Annotated in this window: 16 protein-coding genes and 1 tRNA gene; 3 read left to right on the top strand and 14 right to left on the bottom strand. The window is 50.6% G+C overall.

The annotated features are described in order from the left end of the window. Positions 1–49: 49 nt before the first annotated feature. The 10 genes from hbs to ACJJIN_RS02230 all read right to left on the bottom strand — a co-directional run bounded on the left by hbs (position 50) and on the right by ACJJIN_RS02230 (position 13,456). Complete coding sequence (gene hbs, locus ACJJIN_RS02275) at positions 50–379, bottom strand: non-specific DNA-binding protein Hbs (RefSeq protein WP_444896708.1); 330 nt, start codon at positions 377–379, stop codon at positions 50–52. A gap of 199 nt (positions 380–578) precedes the next feature. Beyond that, on the bottom strand, positions 579–2,984 hold the full coding sequence (gene lon / locus ACJJIN_RS02270; RefSeq protein WP_413665176.1) for an endopeptidase La: 2,406 nt from the start codon (positions 2,982–2,984) through the stop codon (positions 579–581). A 267-nt stretch (positions 2,985–3,251) separates the two neighbouring features. Beyond that, the gene (gene clpX, locus ACJJIN_RS02265) at positions 3,252–4,538 is read right to left on the bottom strand and encodes an ATP-dependent Clp protease ATP-binding subunit ClpX (protein WP_282933429.1); all 1,287 of its coding nucleotides are present in this window, start codon (positions 4,536–4,538) and stop codon (positions 3,252–3,254) included. A gap of 162 nt (positions 4,539–4,700) precedes the next feature. Continuing rightward, positions 4,701–5,342 carry an ATP-dependent Clp endopeptidase proteolytic subunit ClpP gene (gene clpP, locus ACJJIN_RS02260; protein WP_282933430.1) on the bottom strand — a complete coding sequence of 214 codons (642 nt, stop codon included), beginning with the start codon at positions 5,340–5,342 and terminating at the stop codon, positions 4,701–4,703. A gap of 188 nt (positions 5,343–5,530) precedes the next feature. Next, a complete protein-coding gene (tig, locus tag ACJJIN_RS02255) occupies positions 5,531–6,844 on the bottom strand; it encodes a trigger factor (RefSeq protein ID WP_444896707.1) in 1,314 nt (437 codons plus the stop codon). A 184-nt stretch (positions 6,845–7,028) separates the two neighbouring features. Then, positions 7,029–7,113, bottom strand: a tRNA-Leu gene (locus ACJJIN_RS02250). A gap of 182 nt (positions 7,114–7,295) precedes the next feature. Further along, the gene (fadA, locus tag ACJJIN_RS02245) at positions 7,296–8,471 is read right to left on the bottom strand and encodes an acetyl-CoA C-acyltransferase FadA (protein WP_413665174.1); all 1,176 of its coding nucleotides are present in this window, start codon (positions 8,469–8,471) and stop codon (positions 7,296–7,298) included. Between the two features lie 11 nt (positions 8,472–8,482). Next, positions 8,483–10,639 (bottom strand): fatty acid oxidation complex subunit alpha FadB, encoded by a 2,157-nt coding sequence (gene fadB / locus ACJJIN_RS02240; RefSeq protein WP_444896706.1) that lies wholly within the window; start codon positions 10,637–10,639, stop codon positions 8,483–8,485. Between the two features lie 299 nt (positions 10,640–10,938). Beyond that, a complete protein-coding gene (locus ACJJIN_RS02235) occupies positions 10,939–11,523 on the bottom strand; it encodes a type II toxin-antitoxin system RelB family anti-toxin (protein WP_444896705.1) in 585 nt (194 codons plus the stop codon). Positions 11,524–11,599: 76 nt separating this feature from the next. Next, entirely contained in the window at positions 11,600–13,456 is a 1,857-nt protein-coding gene (locus ACJJIN_RS02230) for a beta-ketoacyl synthase (protein WP_444896704.1), read from the bottom strand. Between the two features lie 139 nt (positions 13,457–13,595). Here ACJJIN_RS02230 and ACJJIN_RS02225 point away from each other — a divergent pair, with 139 nt between their 5' ends. After that, positions 13,596–14,582, top strand: coding sequence for a GlxA family transcriptional regulator (locus ACJJIN_RS02225; protein ID WP_413665170.1), 987 nt, complete (start codon positions 13,596–13,598; stop codon positions 14,580–14,582). Here ACJJIN_RS02225 and ACJJIN_RS02220 read toward each other — a convergent pair. Both ACJJIN_RS02220 and ACJJIN_RS02215 read right to left on the bottom strand, forming a co-directional pair. Continuing rightward, positions 14,562–15,215 (bottom strand): class I SAM-dependent methyltransferase, encoded by a 654-nt coding sequence (locus ACJJIN_RS02220; RefSeq protein WP_444896703.1) that lies wholly within the window; start codon positions 15,213–15,215, stop codon positions 14,562–14,564. The genes ACJJIN_RS02225 and ACJJIN_RS02220 overlap by 21 nt on opposite strands. Before the next feature lies 1 nt (position 15,216). After that, on the bottom strand, positions 15,217–15,693 hold the full coding sequence (locus tag ACJJIN_RS02215; RefSeq protein ID WP_444896702.1) for an Hsp20 family protein: 477 nt from the start codon (positions 15,691–15,693) through the stop codon (positions 15,217–15,219). A gap of 146 nt (positions 15,694–15,839) precedes the next feature. On the opposite strand from ACJJIN_RS02215, the gene thpR reads away from it, so the two are divergent. Beyond that, on the top strand, positions 15,840–16,424 hold the full coding sequence (thpR, locus tag ACJJIN_RS02210) for an RNA 2',3'-cyclic phosphodiesterase (protein WP_444896701.1): 585 nt from the start codon (positions 15,840–15,842) through the stop codon (positions 16,422–16,424). Between the two features lie 95 nt (positions 16,425–16,519). Here the strand turns inward: thpR and ACJJIN_RS02205 are convergent, their stop codons facing one another. Beyond that, entirely contained in the window at positions 16,520–17,452 is a 933-nt protein-coding gene (locus ACJJIN_RS02205) for a hypothetical protein (RefSeq protein WP_444896700.1), read from the bottom strand. A gap of 539 nt (positions 17,453–17,991) precedes the next feature. Between ACJJIN_RS02205 and ACJJIN_RS02200 the strand changes: the two genes are divergently transcribed. Further along, positions 17,992–18,348: an HPF/RaiA family ribosome-associated protein gene (locus ACJJIN_RS02200; RefSeq protein WP_413665165.1), complete on the top strand. Its 357-nt coding sequence runs from the start codon at positions 17,992–17,994 to the stop codon at positions 18,346–18,348. Between the two features lie 87 nt (positions 18,349–18,435). On the opposite strand, the gene gorA is transcribed toward ACJJIN_RS02200, so the two are convergent. After that, on the bottom strand, positions 18,436–19,794 hold the full coding sequence (gene gorA / locus ACJJIN_RS02195) for a glutathione-disulfide reductase (RefSeq protein ID WP_413665164.1): 1,359 nt from the start codon (positions 19,792–19,794) through the stop codon (positions 18,436–18,438). Positions 19,795–19,814 lie beyond the last annotated feature (20 nt).

Raw genomic sequence — 19,814 nt, 5'->3', positions numbered from 1 at the left:
CTCTTTGACATTCAGACTCTTTTACAAAGTCTCAAAGCCTGCTGAAAACTTAGTTTACAGCGTCTTTCAGGGCTTTACCGGCCTTGAAGTTAGGAATTTTTGCCGCAGCGATTTCAATGGGATCGCCAGTGCGAGGATTGCGACCAGTACGAGCTGCACGCTCTTTCACAGCAAAGGTACCGAAGCCAACGAGGGCAACTTGATCACCTTTTTTCAGGGCATCAGTGATGCTATCAACCATTGCGTCCAAAGCACGGCCAGCTGCTGCTTTTGGAATATCTGCAGATGCGGCAATTGCTTCAATCAGTTCGGACTTATTCACGCTTAATCCCTCTGTTCTTTTTAAATATGCTTCGGGTGATCTACAAAAGACACCCATACTTTAAATTTTTTAGCCTTCGGCAATTTACGCGCCGGGCAATAAGCCCCGTTTTATACCAACTGCCCAGAAGCGGGTCAAGGAACCATGCGGGTTTCCAGGCAGATGCACACTTTTCAAGCAGCGTAGATAGCCTGATTGGCGAAGTTTTGGCCTTGCAAGTTGTAAAGGGGCGACAAAAGTCACCCCATTACAAGAGTCAGTGAGTTTGGATTCCTCGCTGCGAGCGCTCCTCTGCCTTTTTCTGTAAGGCGGAATACTCTTCATCAGACAGGGATTCAGGCTTGTGTTCGAGCGCCAGCTCAAGTACCTGATCGATCCACTTAACGGGCCTAACTACCAAGTCCTGAAGAATATTATCGGGAATATCCTTCAGATCTCGCTCGTTATCAGCAGGAATCAGTACAGTTTTTATACCGCCCCGATGCGCTGCCAATAACTTTTCTTTAAGACCACCAATTCTTAAAACTTCTCCACGCAGAGTAATTTCTCCAGTCATCGCCACATCTGAGCGAACGGGAATATCCGTTAACACAGACACCAAAGCGGTGCACATGGCAATACCCGCCGAAGGGCCATCTTTGGGGGTGGCACCTTCAGGCACGTGGATATGAATATCCCGGGTCTCGTGGAAGTCCGGACCTATTCCCAGTGCCTGGGAGCGAGAACGCACAACCGTCAAGGCCGCCTGAATAGACTCCTGCATAACATCACCGAGGGAGCCGGTTTTGATCATGCGCCCTTTACCCGGCACAGCTGAAGCTTCAATGTTAAGAAGCTCACCACCCACCTCGGTCCAGGCGAGACCGGTAACAATTCCGATTTTGTCCTCTTCCTCCGCACGACCAAAATCAAACTTGCGAACACCGAGAAGCTCTTCAAGTTGCTCTGGCTGTATTACAGCCTTCTTCTCTGAAGGGTTGCGAACGTGCTCCGTTACTACCTTGCGGCAGATCTTGGCAATCTCCCGGTCCAGGCCACGCACACCCGCTTCACGGGTGTAGTAGCGGACAATATCTCGGATACTGTCATCGGAGAGATCCAGCTCATCATCTTTAAGGCCGTTGGCCTTGCGCTGCTTCGGCACAAGATAGCGCTGAGCAATATTCAGTTTTTCGTCCTCGGTATAACCGGGGATTCGAATAACTTCCATACGATCCAGCAACGGGCCTGGAATATTCATTGAGTTAGAGGTGCAGACAAACATCACATCGGAAAGGTCGTAATCCACTTCTAAGTAGTGATCATTGAAGGTTTTATTCTGCTCTGGATCCAAAACCTCAAGAAGCGCTGAGGCGGGATCGCCCCGCTGATCCATCCCCATTTTGTCGACTTCGTCGAGCAGGAACAGGGGATTTTTCACTCCAACTTTCGAAATTTTCTGAATCAGCTTGCCCGGCAGTGAGCCAATATAAGTGCGTCGATGCCCGCGAATCTCGGCTTCATCGCGAACGCCGCCCAGGGCCATACGCACATACTGACGATTTGTCGCTCGGGCAATAGATTGACCGAGGGAGGTTTTACCCACCCCGGGAGGACCAACCAAACATAAGATCGGCCCTTTCACTTTCTTCACTCGCTTTTGTACCGCGAGGTATTCCAGAATCCGCTCTTTAACCTCTTCCAAGCCGTAGTGTTCTTTCTCGAGAATTTCCTCGGCTTTAACCAAATCGTGTCTCACCCGGCTGGCTTTTTTCCAGGGCAGGCTCAACATCCAGTCGATATAACTGCGTAAAACCGAAGCTTCCGCAGACATAGGCGACATCATTTTCAATTTAGCCAGCTCAGCGCGGGTTTTCTTCTCTGCCTCCGCACTCATGCCGGATTCGGCAATTTTGTTTTCCAGCTCTTCAATTTCATTGGGCTCTTCGGTGATCTCGCCCAATTCTTTTTGAATCGCCTTCATCTGCTCATTGAGATAGTACTCACGTTGGCTTTTCTCCATCTGCTTTTTCACACGCCCACGAATGCGTTTTTCCACCTGAATCAGATCGATTTCAGCATCCATAAGGCCCAGCAAATGCTCCAAACGCTCTTTAACACTGAGAGTCTCTAGAAGCTCTTGCTTCTGAGCCAACTCAAGGGACATATGTGCAGAAATGGTATCTGCCAAGCGGCCAGGTTCATCAATTCCCGACAGGGAGGTAATAACCTCATTGGGGACTTTCTTACTTACAGAAACGTACTGTTCAAACTGAGACATCACAGAGCGCACAAGGGCATCTGCTTCGCCTTCCGGCAACTCCTGCGTCTCCATCGGCGAAACGGTCGCCTCGAAATGGTTCTCCCTCTCCATCACTTCGTGGATATTTACGCGCTCCCCCCCTTCTACCAGCACCTTCACAGTGCCATCGGGGAGTTTGAGTAACTGCAAGACACTGGCAATAGTGCCCACGCGATAGATATCGTCTGCACCTGGGTCATCCTCAGATGCCTTTCGCTGCGCCACAAGCAATACCTGCTTATCCCTGCGCATGGCCTCTTCCAGGGCCTCTATGGACTTTTCCCTGCCGACAAAAAGCGGGATCACCATATGGGGGTAAACAACAACATCGCGCAATGGCAACAACGGATATTCAAGTGTGGTGTCGGATGACTGATCCATAGAACTCCTCTCGGCCCTATCACTGGGTATTTGGCGCGGCATCATGCTGCTGTTGGAATTGACAGCTTAACCTGGGCCACCGCCCTTCAGATGCTAGTAATGGGGGGGAAGGGCCCGAAATACAAGTCTAATCTCGCGACCAATTTGTGCCGAGCTAAGAGTGCTATTCGAGCCAGGAATACCCAGACAGGTAGTTAGATACCCGGGTAATCAGAAAAAACTATAAAAAAAGCCCCAATATTGGGGCTTTTTGAGGTGGGATTTGAGCTACTCTTCCGGCGCCGCCTTCTGCGGCTGGGACTCACTCTCATAAACCAGCAGCGGGGCTGATTCGCCTTTGATGACCGCCTCGTCAATCACAACTTTCACCACATTATCTGTGGATGGGATGTCATACATGGTCTCCAACAATACGGACTCCATGATAGAGCGCAAGCCACGGGCGCCTGTTTTCCGCTCCATTGCCTTAGTGGCAACTGCATCCAACGCATCGGGGCGGAAATCCAGTTCTACATCTTCCATCTCAAACAGTTTTGCGTACTGTTTAGTCAAGGCATTGCGTGGCTCGGTGAGAATCTGTACCAGAGCCTCACGGTCCAATTCTTCCAAAGTTGCGGTCACCGGTAGGCGTCCAACAAACTCCGGGATCAGCCCGTAACGAACCAGGTCTTCAGGCTCCAGGTCGCGCAGGATCTCACCAAAATTACTGGTGCCATCCTTCGATTTAACCTCTGCACTGAAACCAATTCCACCCTTCTCCGAGCGATCGCGGATAACCTTATCCAGCCCCGCAAAAGCGCCGCCACAAATAAACAGGATATTGGAGGTGTCGACCTGCAAGAATTCCTGCTGCGGATGCTTGCGTCCACCCTGCGGCGGCACAGACGCCACAGTGCCTTCAATCAACTTCAGTAGCGCTTGCTGCACACCTTCACCGGACACATCACGGGTAATTGAAGGGTTGTCTGACTTGCGCGAAATTTTGTCGATCTCATCGATATAGACGATACCCTGCTGGGCTTTTTCTACATCGTAATCACACTTCTGCAAAAGCTTCTGGATGATATTCTCAACATCCTCACCCACATAACCAGCTTCGGTCAGGGTGGTTGCATCGGCAATAGTGAAAGGAACATTGAGCAGGCGAGCCAGGGTCTCGGCAAGAAGGGTTTTACCACTACCGGTTGGGCCTACCAGCAAAATATTAGACTTACTGAGCTCTACTTCATCCTTACTTTTAACACCAGACTTGGTGCGCAGACGCTTGTAGTGATTGTATACGGCAACAGCCAGCACACGCTTGGCTCTCTCCTGCCCAATCACATACTGATCGAGGATTTCAGTAATCTCACGGGGTGTCGGCAGGCGCCCTTCAGGCCCCTCCGCAGTCTCTTGTACTTCTTCACGAATAATGTCGGTACACAGCTCGACACATTCATCGCAGATAAAGACTGACGGCCCAGCGATTAACTTCCGCACTTCCTGTTGGCTCTTGCCACAGAAAGAGCAGTACAGCAATTTTCCGCTGTCTTCTCCGCTGCTTTTGTCGGTCATCAAAATACTCCGTCGTCACTGGCCGGCCAGGGCCCTAAATTCAGCTTACCCAGCAAGATGCTGCCTTTTGGCGTGATTTTCAAGTCCCAACGAAAGCCAGCCTGTCAAAAAAACTAACTTTCGCTGAAATCCGCCTCCGGCAAACTTTTAATGTAGAAAAATCTACTTATCGAATGCCTGTCGGCGAGACAATACATCATCGACCAAGCCATATTCCTTGGCTTCATCGGCGCTCATAAAGTTGTCGCGCTCTGTATCCCTCTCAATATCACTGACTGGACGTCCAGAGTGATGCGCCATGAGCTCATTCAAACGATGACGAATCTTGAGAATTTCCTGGGCGTGAATGTGGATATCGCTCGCCTGCCCTTGGGCCCCACCGCTGGGCTGGTGAATCATCACACGGGAGTTTGGTGTTACGAAGCGTTTGCCTTCAGCACCGGCAGTCAACAAGAAGGCGCCCATACTACAGGCCTGCCCAATGCACATAGTGCTGACGTCAGGCTTAATGAACTGCATGGTGTCATAGATAGACATGCCGGCAGTTACCGAACCGCCCGGTGAATTAATGTAGAGGTGAATATCCTTATCCGGATTTTCTGCCTCGAGGAAAAGCAGCTGCGCAACAACCAGGTTGGCCATGTGGTCTTCTACAGGCCCGACCAGGAAGATCACACGCTCTTTTAACAGGCGAGAATAAATATCAAATGAGCGCTCCCCTCTGGCGGTTTGTTCTACCACCATGGGAACTAAACCTGATGCTGAGGGCTCTATCGAAGCTTTTGGAAAATCAATTCGTGCCATAGGTACCATTGCTTCCTTTTGTGGCGTATTCGGCAGGCCAGCGAATAGGCATCGTATGCCCATGCTGAAAAATTTGGTTTTCAGAGCTTAACCGGTCAGGCGAGAGAAAGCCAGCCGGTAAAAAGGAAGGAGATGTAGGGGCGTCACGCTTGAGCGGACGCCACCTTACACCTGAATGAAGTGAGAGATTAGCTTTGTTTTTGCGGCTTAATCACTTCGTCGTAGCTGCTGTCAACTTCAGATACTTTAGCTGAAGCCAGTACGTGATCAACAACCTGGTCTTCCAGTACAACAGACTCAACACCAGACAGCAGCTCACGGTTGCTGTAGTAGTAGTCAACCACTTCTTGCGGCTGCTGGTAGGTAGAAGCCAGCTCTTCAACTTTCGCCTTTACGCGATCGGCATCAACAGAAAGTTCATTCTGCTTAACAATCTCACCGACTACCAGACCGAGAACTACACGGCGCTTTGCCTGCTCTTCGAACATAGTGTCAGGTAACATACGCTCGGCATCTTCAGCCTTGATCTGACCACCAAACTGCTGAACCATTTGACCACGCAAGGTAGTTACTTCACTGGCAACCAGAGCGGACGGCAGCTCAACTGGATGCTTTTCGAACAGCTGATCCATGATCTGGGTCTTAACTTTGTTAAGAGCGGCATTTTTCAGCTCACGCTGCATATTGTTGCGAACTTCCTCACGGAACTTCTCTTCGCCACCTTCCTGAACACCGTAAGCTTTGAAGAACTCTTCGTTCAGCTCGGGAAGTTCAGGCTTCTCGGAAGAAGTCACCTTGATATTAAAGGTAACAGCAGCACCGCGAAGCTCTTCCGCCTGGTAATCTTCCGGGAAGGTCAGATCAATGTCTTTCTCTTCACCGGGCTTCATGCCCAGAATGCCTTCTTCGAAGCCAGGGATCATCTGGCCGGAACCCAGTACCAACTGGTGACCTTCGGCCTTGCCACCTTCAAACTCTTCGCCGTCTTTGCGACCAACAAAGTTGATAACAACACGATCGCCCTTTTGAGCTTTGCGCTTGGTATCTTTCCAGGAAGACTGTTGCTTACGCAGAACATCGATCATGTTCTTCACGTCAGCATCAGTAACTTCTGCAACAGGACGCTCTACAGCGATCTCAGCCAGATCAGCGAGTTCAACTTCAGGGTAAATCTCGAAAGTAGCAACGTACTCCAGATTTTCGCCAGCAGCAGTCTGCTTAGCTTCGATGCTAGGCTGGCCGGCAGGTTTAACCTCTTCCTTCTGTACCGCTTCGTAGAAAGAACGGCTCATTACCTCACCCAGAACTTCCTGACGAACGCCGGCGCCAAAGCGCTGACGAACAACCTTCATCGGCACCTTGCCTTTGCGGAAGCCATTGATGCGAACAGTCTTAGCAGCCTGCTGGAGACGCTTATCCACTTCTTTGTCGACAATTTCTGCCGGCAAGTTGACCGTTAAGCGACGCTCCAGACCGGAAGTAGTTTCGATGGAAACCTGCATGTTTATCCTCGTGAGACTATCTCTGTAATCGCGCCGCAGCGCCAACGAATACCGGGTCACCGAGACTTAGTCAGCAACCTCGTGGCCCAGCACCAAAACAATACTTTTGTGCTGCCGCCAAATACACAAGAAGCCCGCACCCACCCCTCCAGGGCAAGTCACACGGACTTCAAGGCTTTTAATTTGGTGGGGACGGGGAGACTCGAACTCCCACACCTTTCGGCACCAGAACCTAAATCTGGCGTGTCTACCAATTTCACCACGTCCCCAAATCGAACCTGCCGCTAACTCTTTGATATTTAAGCGCTTTCGCTACTTTTTTAGAGCCCATCGCGACAAGGGGTGCAGATTGTGCCACAGCATTTTGGGGTCTTCAACACTTTACTGAACACTTTTCCCATAAAATAAAAAAAGGCGCCTCAAAGGCGCCTTTTTTCGGGGTCTAATTTCCTTAGACTCGCTCTACAACAGTGGTAATACCCTGCCCCAGACCGATACACATGGTAGACACACCCAGGTTGCCGCCCTCATTCTGCATAACGCTCAGCAGGGTGCCAGTAATGCGCACGCCAGAGCAGCCGAAGGGGTGACCCAGGGCAATAGCGCCACCGTACAGGTTGACCTTCTCATCCATCTGCTCGAGCAGATCCAGGTCTTTCAGCACCGGCAGCGCCTGCGCGGCAAATGCCTCATTCAGCTCAAACTTGTCGATATCGCCAACAGTTAGACCCGCTCTCTTGAGCGCCTTCTTGGTAGAGGGCACCGGGCCATAACCCATAATGGACGGATCAACACCAGCCAGCGCCATTTCTTTCACGCGAGCAATAGGAGTCATACCCAAAGCCTGAGCGCGCTCAGCGGACATTACCAGCATCACAGAGGCACCGTCGGTAATCTGAGAGGAGGTGCCAGCTGTTACCTGACCGTGCTTCGGATCGAATGCTGGCTTCAGCTGAGCCAGACCTTCCACGGTGGTGTCCGGACGGATGGTTTGGTCCGTCTCAACCAGGAAAGGTACGCCGTCATCGTCATGACCTTCAATAGCGATAATTTCGCGATTGAATTTGCCAGCCTTGGTAGCTTCAGCAGCGCGATGGTGAGAGCGTGCACCGAACTCATCCATCTGCTGACGTTGGATACCGTGCATCATCGCCAGGTATTCAGCAGTCATACCCATGGAGCCGGCAGCTTTAGCCATATAGCGACCCAGCATTGGGTTGGGGCTAACATGCTCCATCATGTTCAGGTGACCCATGTGCTCAACACCACCCACAACGTACACATCACCAACGCCAGCCTGGATGTTGGCAGCTGCAGTATGCAGGGAGGACATAGAAGAGCCGCACAGGCGGTTGACGGTTTGCGCCGGGATAGTGTGTGGCAGACCAGCGCGCAGCAGGATAAAGCGAGCTACGTTAAAGCCCTGCTCATCGCGCTGCATAACACAGCCCCAGATCAGGTCATCGATCTCGGCGGGATCGAGCTTATCATTGCGCTGCATGAACTTTTTCAGCAGCTCAGCGGACATATCATCGGCGCGAACATGGCGATATACGCCATTCTTCGAGCGACCCATGGCCGTACGCGCGTAGTCGACGATTACGGCATCTCTAGGATTTAAACTCATCGCTATTCTCCTTACTTGTCGCCGTAGTAGGTTTTGCCACTTGCGGCCATTTCACGCATGCGATCGGTCGGCTTGTACAGCTCACCCAGATCGGCGTACTTATCGGCAATCTTCACGAATTCATCCAGACCAATGCTGTCCAGCCACGCGAAGATTCCACCGCGGAACGGGGGGAAGCCAATGCCGTAGATCAGCGCCATATCAGCTTCAGCTGGGGAATCCACGATACCCTCTTCCAGGCAGCGAGCCAGTTCGGTTGCCATAGGCACCATCATGCGCTCGATAATTTCGTCTTTTTCAAACTCGCGACGTTCAGCAACGTGCGGCTTAAGCAGCTCGTAGGACTCTTCAGTAGCCACTTTCTTCGGGCGACCTTTTTTGTCCTGCTCGTAGCTGTAGAAGCCATTGTTGTTCTTCTGGCCGTAACGACCCGCTTCATACATAACGTCGGAAGCGGCGGTAAAGGTTTTACCCATGCGATCGGGGAAGCCTTCAGCCATTACGCTTTCTGCGTGAACACCGGTATCGATACCGACAACGTCCATCAGGTAAGCGGGGCCCATCGGCCAACCCCAACGCTCCATCACCTTATCAACGGCCTGGAAGTCAGCGCCATCGCGCACCAGCATGGAGAAACCGGCAAAGTAAGGGAAGAGAACGCGGTTAACCAGGAATCCAGGGCAGTCGCGTACAACAATAGCCTTCTTGCCCATCTTGTTTGCGTAGGCAACAACGCGAGCTACAGCTGTGTCGGAAGTTTTCTCTCCGCGAATCACCTCAACCAGCGGCATTTTGTGCACTGGGTTGAAGAAGTGCATACCGAGGAAGTTCTCCGGACGAGAGAGCGGCTCAGCCAGCTGGTTAATAGAAATAGTGGAGGTATTAGAAGCGATGACAGTGTCTTCGCTTACTTTGGTTTCCACTTCTTTCAATACTGCGTGCTTCACCTTGGGATTTTCAACCACCGCTTCCACAACAACATCGATATCGTTGAAGCCGTCGTAGCTCAAGGTAGGCTCGATACGGTTGAGCACTTCACCCATTTTAACGGGGGTCAGGCGCTTGCGATCAACCAACTTGGACAGCAGCTTGTTCGCCTCATTCAGACCAAGATCGATACCCTTCTGGTCGATATCCTTCATCTTGATCGGAGTGCCTTTGTAGGCAGACTGGTAAGCGATACCGCCACCCATAATGCCAGCACCCAGTACTGCCGCACGCTCAATCGGCTTATCGGCCTTCTTCTCCCAACCTTTGGCAACTTTACCAATTGCCTGGTCAGCCAGGAACAGCCCTACCAGAGACTTCGCAGTGCCGGTCTGCGCGCAGAAAATGAACTTCTCCTGCTCGATTTTCAGCGCTTCATCACGGCTCAGCTTGTAGCCCTGCTCGATTGACTCAACCGCAGCTACGGGAGAGGGGTAGTTTTTACCCGCCTGCTGACCCACAAATGCCTTGGTGGTAAAGAAGGCCATTAGCGCTTCAGTATCATTCAAGGGGATTGGAGATTTCTTCAGCTCGCGAATGGCTTTGTAGTCCAGCTCGCCATTAATAGCGCGCTCAAGCAGCTTGACCGCTGCATCTTTGAGCTTGGCAGTGGGGATCACCGCATCGACAGCGTGAGCTTCCAGAGCGGCGGCAGGCTTCTGCTCCTTACCCGCTGCAATCCACTCAGCAGCAACATCAACACCCACTACACGCGGCAGGCGAACAGTGCCACCCCAGCCCGGAATCAGACCCAGCTTAACTTCCGGAAGGCCAACTTTGGCCTCTTCGCCCATCAGGCGGAAGTCACAGCCAAGACACACCTCAAAACCACCGCCAAGCGCGTAGCCATTAATTGCTACCGCAGTCGGTACCGGAAGGTCTTCCAGGCGGTTGATATTTTCGTTGTTCTGATTCATCAGATCAGCAACGCCCTCTGCACCTGCAGAGAAGGCACCACCAAACTCAGTGATATCAGCACCAACAATGAAGACGCCTTTACCGCTGGTCAGCAGTACACCTTTTACACCATCCGCTGCTTCGATAGCATCCAGCGCTTGGGAGAATTCAGAAACCGTCTGACGGTTAAATTTATTGACGGATTCGCCTTGCAGGTCGAATTTGAGCTCGGCGATGCCGTTATCCAGCATCTGTACCGTGAGCGCTTTGCCACTAAATAACATTGATTGACCTCTTTTATTCTGGGCCGCGATCCTGGGCCCGGGGTCGGAATTTTTGTGCAACCAAGGGCCGCCCCGCACAGCGCGGTGACACTTAGGCCCAATTTGGTCAGCCGTAGTATAGCCAGATTCAAACGATTGTTTGAATACTATTTCTTACAAATGGAGTGGCACCAGGAGTGCCAAAGTACAGAAATTCGCCAGTTTGCGAACAGAGAGAAATTAAAGCTGGGCTAGTCTATCTCGGATCGTGCTGCCTTATCAGCCACTTGGCACGAACTCCCTCTTTTCTAAACCATCTTTCAGGAATTGGGCTCTTGAAGGTCGGGATGCCCATAAGCCGGCATCATTGCGCTGACAACTACACAGTCACAGCGACCTGTATTTCGAAAGCGGTGCGGACGCTGAGCATCAAAATAATACCCATCACCGGCACTCAGCAGGGCAAAGTCGGAGCCAACCGTAACCTCCAGGTCACCACTGACAACCACTCCACCAATCTCCCCCTCAGCAGACTCGAGAGAAAAGCCGGTGTCATCCCCAGCCGGAAATACTTTCCACAATAGCGACATGCCGCAGTTTACCTTTGCCCCTCCAAACAAACGGCAGGACACAGAGCCATGACCGATCTCAGGCACTTCATTTCCGCGAAAAAAAATTTGCTTTGCGCCCGATATTTCCAAGGAAAAAAAATCGGTTAGCGACATAGGAATGGCGCCCAATATTTTTTTTAAGGAGCTTACGGAAGGGCTAACCTTCCCCAATTCAATAAAAGAAATTGTTGCGTTGGTTACCCCAGCCCGTCTCGCCAACTCCCTCTGTGAGATACCGTAAATGTGGCGCACCATTTTCAAGCGGGCGCCAACATCCTCTTCAGGATCATCCATGCTCCCCATTAGCTCCTTTTGTGCAATCTCCCCTCAGGTAAAAATCACCGAAATTGAGGTATTATGTAAAAGCCAATCACACCATATCTTCAAAGGGATTTCCATTTGGCAACTTCACCGGCGGCATTCCGGGTAAACAAATTTCTTCTTCTGAGATAGTGATCTCACTTTCATTGATCATGCCCTCACCAAATCGATAAATAACATCAAGCTCACCACGAGAAGCCTTGGCGTTGTACTTTTCACTCTGCTCTACAACCTTCTCGTTCAACGCTTGAGACGTCACACTGGCCGATTTGCCATGACGCTTTTCCATCATTGATTTTGTGATCTGCGGGGACAAAATTGTTGCCGTCGCATTATTTCCACCAAAACCTTTCGAGTTTAAGAACGCTAAATCAAGCGCACCCCTGCCCCTATCGGTATGCTCAAGGGAAATATCCAAATGCTTACAATGAACATCATCGGCGATGTGATCAACGGTAGTCACTCCAGGGAGAATGCCGCGATCAAATACACCTAACGCTGTAACTAACTGATCTCCACTGGCTGAAGCGACGGTATGCCCCAAAAAGGCCTTGACCGCACAAATCGGCCACTCGGCAATGCCAAATGCGCCGGCCAAACGATCAAAAATGGCGGACTCAGTAACCCGATTTTGCGGCGTACTGGAGCCATGGGCCTGCACAAAGCTGCGACGCCGCAAACTATCCTCACCCACAATTGCCCGCGCCTCCGCCATTGCCCTGGCCATCGTCAGGTAATTCCCGGGACCCGGCGCAGAAATCGATTTTTTTGTACCGTCGGCATTGGTAAACACACCGGCAACCGAACCATATACGGAAGCACCCAACTCAAGCGCCAAAGCATCATCCATTAAGATGACCCACTGGGTACCCTCACCCAAGGTAAAACCACAGTTCTCACCGAACGGGCGACTGGTGCGTCGATAATCAATCTCACCAGGGAAAAGCTTGCGTAAATTCTCAGTAGTGGCAAGAGCACCCATCGTTGAATAGCCATCGACAACTTCAGGCACAAGGGGCGCCTCAGCCGCACCAATTACAGCGACCCGCGCTCTACCCGAACGAATATCTTCAACACCAGCGCGAAGGTTGTACAAGAAGGTTGCGCAAGCACCGGCAACAGCGCCAGTAGAGCCGACATTTCCGAGCACATAAGCGTTAACAAAATCCGCTGGCATACTATTTAAACCAAGCGCCAGTTGTTTAGAGCTTACGCGACCACCTCGCAGGCGGGACTGCAATAGACCACCGTTGCCAAATGGGTCCAGCTGACTCATTGCCGAGGCGGCATAGAGTGAAATATTTCCCGGCCCAGCCGCAGATACAACGGTATCCCAATCAACCCCCAAAGACTGCACAGCATCTGATGCACCCAAGAGGGCCAACTGCAGTCCCCTCGGGTGAAATCGAGAGTTATATTTAGTGCTCGGTTCAAATCCGGTTGGGAGCTGGCCGGCAGCAGCCACACTTATCTCGCGGTGGCTATCCAACAAAACTGACAGCTCAGCTGTGGTGACCCGAACCCTGCCGCCCTGGATATGCTCCAAGTACCAATGAGCTGGCACAGGCTGCGGAAGCTGCCGGGTGGAGATTTCGAATGTCAGGCCCTGGGGGTTTGCGAGCTGGGCAGACTGATGGAAATGGCACTTGCGGTAGTCGTAATAGCGACTCTCTAGTTCGCGCACCAAAGTACCATCCAACACCTGCCGCTCAAGGGCAGGGTCCAAAATGCCTTCAGCGTTGTCTCCGGTACGCAAGCCCATCAGGGCGGCCAGGTCGGAAAGAGTGCTATCCCTCTCTTCCTTACCCAGTTTATCTAGCACGAGGCGAGAGTACCCCCTATGGAAAGAACTACGTCCAGCAGGGTTGAATCCACCGAATGCGGTGATTACGGGAAGGCGCTGCATCCTGACCTCCAGCCAAGCACTTAACACTATAAAAATAAGAGATGCGAGTGTAGGGGGTGGCGATTCTGTCCAGTTATGGGCATACTGGCCAGCAAAATTGAGTGTTTTGGCCAATAGCGCAAGTGCGCATAGATGTGTAATGCGAACAGTAACTTTTCTACTTATCGACCAGATGCTGGCAACCGGTACCGTTCTCCCACTTGAGATGCTCCGCGGTGCGGAGAGTCGCGCCAGGGTTGAGGGCATCAAGGGCAGCCTAAAACTGGTGACCGCCAGCTTGGATGGGGCACCAGTAAATACCCGCTGCGGGTTTACCCTTCAACCGGATGTCGCTCTTAGCGACGCACCAGATAGCGACCTAATCTACATCCCGACCATGTGGCGCAACCCCCGCCCCGCCCTTAAGCGAGGCGGAAAAATATTGGAATGGCTGCGCCAACAGGAAAAACAAGGAGCTGCAATTAGTGCTGTGGGTACCGGAGTTTGCTTTTTGGCCGAAGCGGGCCTCCTTAACGGAAAACCTGCAACCACCCACTGGCATTATTTTGATCAATTTAGCTCAGACTATCCAGAGGTAAAATTAAAACGTCAGTATTTTATTACCCAGGCAGACAAACTTTTCTGCGCGGCCAGCGTCAATGCCCTCGCTGACGTAACGGTTCATATGATCCGCCAACTGTATGGACCGGCCATTGCCAGTCATGTAGAGCGCAATTTCTCTCACGAAATTCGCCGCCCATTTGAAGAGATAGCCTACTCAGAAGGATCTGTTCACTTACACCCAGACGAAGATATCGTTCAAGCCCAGGCCTGGCTCAAGGAACATTGCAATACCGAGGTACGCCTTAGCGAAGTGGCACAACTTTTCGATATGAGCGTGCGATCGTTCAATCGCCGGTTCAAACTTGCTACAGGACAGACACCATTGCAGTATTTGCAAAATGTCAGGGTTGACATGGCGCGCGAGCTTTTACAATCAAGCAATTTATCGGTCAATGAAATTGCTGAAAAAGTTGGTTATCAGGATATGGGACATTTCACAGCGCTATTTAAAAAATTCCTGGCAACAACTCCAAGTGAATACCGCACCACGGTGCGAGCCAAGCTATTCAGGGTCAATACTTAATTTTCTTAGAAAAATAACATCGCTGTGAACAAACTGGAGCTCGGCACCGAGTGACCGAGCCAACCATTCAAATGTCTTCACGCTAAAGAAGCAAATATGTGTAGGGTCTCTGATGTAGTGCCAATTGGCGAAGCGCTCTGCAGAAATAACCAGTTTCGTCATCAGGGCCATAACCCCCCCCGTGCGAAGCCTTTGCCAAAGGTTTTCAAGCTCCTCTCCCGGCCTCACAAGATGTTCGATCACTTCTGTAGCGACAATAAAATCGTAGCTCCTATGCAGCGCCTTTCTGGCCGGCATGTAAAAGTGATCATACAGGTCCACCCGGTGCCCACTCTCCGCCATAATTCTGGCCAATAAAGGCGCCGGGCCACAACCAAAGTCCAGGCCATGACAGACTCCATTCAACTCTTTCAGTAACGGCTGCGCGCAACGACTAAGAAATTGATGGTAACCGTCATCCTCCATCGAATTCTCATGGAGGTCGTAATAAGCTCTCTCTTTTTCAGGTGTCAGATGGTACTGCTGCGGCACAAAAACGAGCGCGCAGTTATCACACTGATGATAACTGCGGAATTTATCCTGATGGTAAAGCTGTACCGCACTTTGGCGGCACAGCGGGCAATGAAGTGACAACTTACGCTACTGCAGCAGTGGGCTTAGTCTCACTCCCTTTGTGCTGCAGCACATTACCTTCTGTAATCGAAATTTTTCGCGGCTTCATCGCTTCAGGTATTTCGCGTACCAATTCTATATGTAACAGCCCATTAGCCAGTTTTGCATCGGTCACTTTCACGTGATCGGCGAGCTGAAAGCGCCGCTCAAAATTTCTTGCGGCGATACCCCTGTGTAAATAATTTCCCTGGCTATTACTTTCTGGCTTAGTACCGCTAACCACTAAACGATTTTGCTCTACCTGAATATCGAGTTCAGACTGCTCAAAGCCGGCGACAGCCATGGAAATTCGGTAGCTATCCTCACCAGTCAGCTCTATATCGTAAGGGGGGTAGGAAGGCTGCTTTTGCTCGCTTGTGGTCATTGCATCGAGCAGACTGGCCATACGGTCAAAACCAATTGCAGAGCGATAAAGTGGAGAGAAATCAAAATTACGCATTATCATATCCTCAATTCAGAGCAATATTTAAAACCACGTCCGTCAAATGACCGGACTCTATCCAGGGGCACTTTTCATTGAAGCTACCACCTGTACAACAGAGATATGGGCAGAGGTTTCTAATTCAAGGGTGACAGATAAATTTTATGCCAAAAAATCACAAAAAACCTTTAGAGCCCACTTGTCGAATCTTTATCGGCATCCAGCTGGATAAAACAACACAAGAATTTTTAAATTATTTAACGAGCTTCATCACGGAAAAACAAAGCGCCTCATCCTTAGCCAGCACCCGCTTGATAACCTATAAGAACCGTCATATCACCCTTTGTTTTTTAGGCCAGATTCCAATAAAAACAATACCGCCACTAAAAACCGGCCTGACCTCAATCGCTCGAAACACAACTGAGACGAAAACTCGCCTATTTAAACTTGATACCTTCCCAGGCAATGATGCTCATCTAATCGCCGCAGAAATCACAGTCACCAAACAATTGGCGACCTTGCATATGTCCGTCAAAAGCCTCGCAGAGAGCCTATCCATACCGACAGAAAACCGGCGCTATCGCCCACATATCACCCTGTGCAGAAGCAGGAAACAATTTCACGGATTTTCTCCAGTCGACCTAGAACACCCAATAACAATTAACAATATTACTCTCTACCAAAGTCAACCAAGCCCGACAGGAAGCCTTTACACCCCCCTACTAACAACTATTCTACAGTCGCGGTAAAACTCCTCTCCACTGGTAAAATCTGTTTTCTGGAACCCCAAAAGCAAAAAAGCGAGCCTTAGACTCGCTTTTTTATTTACTTGTTCACTGAACAATTAATTCAATTCTGACAGCACATACTCTGGGTACATAACCAATCTTGGTCGAGACAGGCGACGCGCATCAAAAATAAAGACATAGCGAGCCCCATCATCCTCAGCCGGAATTGTACGGCGGAATTTCCAAGTGTTAATTTTATAAGTTTGGCGACCTGACTCAACGGTAGTCACCAAGCGATATTGATTTTCCCCCAAAAACTCAAAGGGTACTCTTTCCCCCCCAATTGGCCGCAACTCAAGATCCCGGAACGTTTTTCTATCGTTACCTTCTTCGTCAGCCAGGAGATCACTCAGGCGTGCTGTTTCCCGCTTTACATAATCCAACAAGTCGGCATCGATCTCTCGCTTAGCAACAGCTTCCACTTTTTTAGCGGGCTCCTCGCGCTTTGGCGGCTCGACCTGAGCTTGAATTTGCGGGGGTTTTGGTTTCTCATTAGTAGCAGCAGCTCGCGCCATAGCTGCCCTTCTCTCGGACGCTTCAGCCTTTGCCAGCATATCCTCAACCATCTTGCTAATTTTATCCTGCTGGGCAGAAATCTTAGCTTTGGCATCAGCAATTGCCTGCTTTTCTTCAGCCAGTTTTTGTTGAAGCTGCTGATGATTTTCTTTAATAAACTCGAGACGACGTGAACGGCTATCGACACCTCTCTCCGCCATAGCGAAGGCATGCTTAGCCTTCTTCAGGCGACGCTCAGTATCTGAGTTGGGGGTTGACTCATGAGCCCGGGTCGCTTGATTGAGCTCCTGGCGACTCGCCTCGTATTCCAGGCGCAGGTCATCGAGAGATTTCTGGGCCTGCTCAAGCTTATATTCGTAGGAGAGCAGCTCATTTTCGACATCCTCGAGCCCAACACTCCGATTTTCAAGAGACTGTTCCAATCGCGCAAGACGGTTCTTCTCCGCCGTGAGGGGCGTCTGCGCTTGTGCCACTGCCCCACCCATAACTACTAAGCCCGCCAAAAGGAGCGAGCAACACCGCTTTACCGCCATCGTCGTGAACCCATTTCTCGAATTGATGTGTTTCGTGTTTTGGAAGCGCAGCGACTCTGAATCTACGACAGAGTGAAGCTACTGCGCAATATGGTCAATTTTACGCAGGGAGCAAGCTATGAGCAATGACCTTGCGTTCACCTGAGCCAACTAGCTGATCAATAAACCTTCAAATCCACAATATTGAGTCACCACAGTGACACCACTCCAAAATTTATATGAAATTTTTCTGCGATAGCGCTTGATTTTTTTTTTGGCGGAAGCATTATGGATACCAGGGAGAAGATCGCTGGACTCAGCGGAAACCCGACCCGGACGTAAAACACCCTAAGCTGCTTTGTCAGCAAACAATCGTTGCGATTCCGGCAGCTCGGCGCTTCAACTGCAGCCTCGAACCCTCCCACTAGGGCGCCCTACCTTCTTTACAGCAAACCGCAACAGCGGCCTGCATGGTTTCTTTTAACCGGAGGTATGTGCCCATGAAATCAGCGCCTAACGATAACATTGTGTTCCGCGACATCGACAAGTCAGCCGCCCTGGCGACTACCGTATCCAAGAAGTTAAACAAGCTGGAACGTTATTGTGGCGACATCATACATAGTCGCGTAGTCCTCGAAGCTCCCCATCAACACAAAACTAAAGGCAGACACTTCAAGGCATCACTAGAGCTTGCGATTAGTGGCAATCCCGTGACTATTAGTAGTGAAAACGAATCCATACACCGAGCGGTAAACGACACATTCGCCTCCGCCGAGCGCTGCCTGAAAGAGCGTAGTGAACGCAAGAAAACACGGCGGCACCAAGCCCTACAAGAGGTTGTAGAAGAACCCAGCTAAAAACTGGGAGTCACAAAAAAGGCGGCAAAATGCCGCCTTTTTCATTATTCACAACTGCAACTTATATCTACAGCGTAACAACAGCACCTAACCTGCAACTGGAGTTCTCATAGTTACAAACTCCTCAGCAGCGGTGGGGTGAATTCCAATCGTTGAATCAAAGGTGCTTTTGGTAGCTCCTGCCTTAAGTGCTACGGCCATCCCCTGAATAATCTCCCCTGCGTCATCGCCAACCATATGCACGCCAATCACCTTGTCGTTGGACGCATCTACAACCAGCTTCATCAATGTCCGCTCTGTATTCCCACTCACAGTGTGACGCATTGGTCTGAATTCCGACTTATAAATAGTGACGTCGAGTCCAGAGTCCCGCGCCTCTTCTTCGGACAACCCCACAGTTCCGATATTCGGTTGACAGAAAACCGCTGTAGGAATGTTGTTATAGTCAATTTCAGCCGTCTCTCCAGTGCGCCAATGCTTAACCAAGGCCATAGCCTCCGCCAAGGCAACAGGAGTAAGCTGAGGCTCACCCGTTACATCTCCCAGTGCATAGATTGACTGCACACTAGTTCTAAAATTATCGTCCACAGAGATTGTGCCATCCTTGTGCAAGACAACACCCTGCTCCTCTAGCCCCAACCCTTCAACATTTGCTACGCGCCCAGTAGCGTAAAGCACCATATCTACATTAATACTGGAACCATCATCGGCATGAGCGAGCAAGCTGCCATCCTGAAGCTTCTCAATAGAAACAACGTTGTGGTTAAACTTTAGATCGATATTTTTCTTCTGCATCTCATCGCGAACAAAAGTGCGAATATCCCGATCGAATCCTCGCAAGAATAAATCTCTTCGATAAGAGAGGTGCACGTTCGCGCCGAGACCAGCAAAGATACCTGCAAATTCGACGGCAATATAACCCCCACCAACAACCAAAACTCGCTTGGGAAAGTTTTCCATTGAGAAAACTTCATTGGAAGTCAGCGCAAATTCCCGTCCCGGAATATTCGGAATAAATGGCCATCCGCCTGTCGCCACCAAAATACGCTCTGCAGTAATTTCTTTGCCGTTAACAACAACACTGTGAGGACCTTTGATGCTGGCTCTGCCATTTAGGGTTTCCACCCCAGAGTTATCCAGCAAATTGCGATAAATCCCATTGAGTCGAGCAACTTCTTTTGCGTTGTTATCCCGCAGTGTTGGCCAGTCAAACTCAACTCCCGCACTATTCCAGCCATAGGCTCGAGCATCAGAAAAGCCTGCGGAATAACCACTCGCATAAACAAATAATTTTTTGGGAACACAACCTACATTTACACAGGTCCCCCCCATATAGCGGTCTTCAGCCACAGCGACCTTCATTCCTTGTGCAGCAGCCATCCTACTTGCACGCACGCCACCAGAGCCGGCACCAATAACAAACAGATCAAAATCATACTCAGCCAAAATAAACTCCCACTCAGCTA

This window comes from Microbulbifer maximicatervae (SeqCode) (genome assembly GCF_052467505.1).
Note: the sequence above shows the minus strand (reverse complement) of the source record. Positions and strands in the feature narration are given on the sequence as shown.

What these genes read in the sequence shown, in the direction of transcription:
- fadB (WP_444896706.1), bottom strand. Translation starts at nt 10,639, where the DNA reads ATGTTATTTAGTGGCAAAGCGCTCACGGTACAGATGCTGGATAACGGC.
- clpP (WP_282933430.1), bottom strand. Translation starts at nt 5,342, where the DNA reads ATGGCACGAATTGATTTTCCAAAAGCTTCGATAGAGCCCTCAGCATCA.
- ACJJIN_RS02225 (WP_413665170.1), top strand. Translation starts at nt 13,596, where the DNA reads ATGCGAACAGTAACTTTTCTACTTATCGACCAGATGCTGGCAACCGGT.
- clpX (WP_282933429.1), bottom strand. Translation starts at nt 4,538, where the DNA reads ATGACCGACAAAAGCAGCGGAGAAGACAGCGGAAAATTGCTGTACTGC.
- ACJJIN_RS02200 (WP_413665165.1), top strand. Translation starts at nt 17,992, where the DNA reads ATGAAATCAGCGCCTAACGATAACATTGTGTTCCGCGACATCGACAAG.
- lon (WP_413665176.1), bottom strand. Translation starts at nt 2,984, where the DNA reads ATGGATCAGTCATCCGACACCACACTTGAATATCCGTTGTTGCCATTG.
- hbs (WP_444896708.1), bottom strand. Translation starts at nt 379, where the DNA reads ATGGGTGTCTTTTGTAGATCACCCGAAGCATATTTAAAAAGAACAGAG.
- tig (WP_444896707.1), bottom strand. Translation starts at nt 6,844, where the DNA reads ATGCAGGTTTCCATCGAAACTACTTCCGGTCTGGAGCGTCGCTTAACG.
- thpR (WP_444896701.1), top strand. Translation starts at nt 15,840, where the DNA reads ATGCCAAAAAATCACAAAAAACCTTTAGAGCCCACTTGTCGAATCTTT.
- ACJJIN_RS02215 (WP_444896702.1), bottom strand. Translation starts at nt 15,693, where the DNA reads ATGCGTAATTTTGATTTCTCTCCACTTTATCGCTCTGCAATTGGTTTT.
- ACJJIN_RS02235 (WP_444896705.1), bottom strand. Translation starts at nt 11,523, where the DNA reads ATGGATGATCCTGAAGAGGATGTTGGCGCCCGCTTGAAAATGGTGCGC.
- ACJJIN_RS02230 (WP_444896704.1), bottom strand. Translation starts at nt 13,456, where the DNA reads ATGCAGCGCCTTCCCGTAATCACCGCATTCGGTGGATTCAACCCTGCT.
- fadA (WP_413665174.1), bottom strand. Translation starts at nt 8,471, where the DNA reads ATGAGTTTAAATCCTAGAGATGCCGTAATCGTCGACTACGCGCGTACG.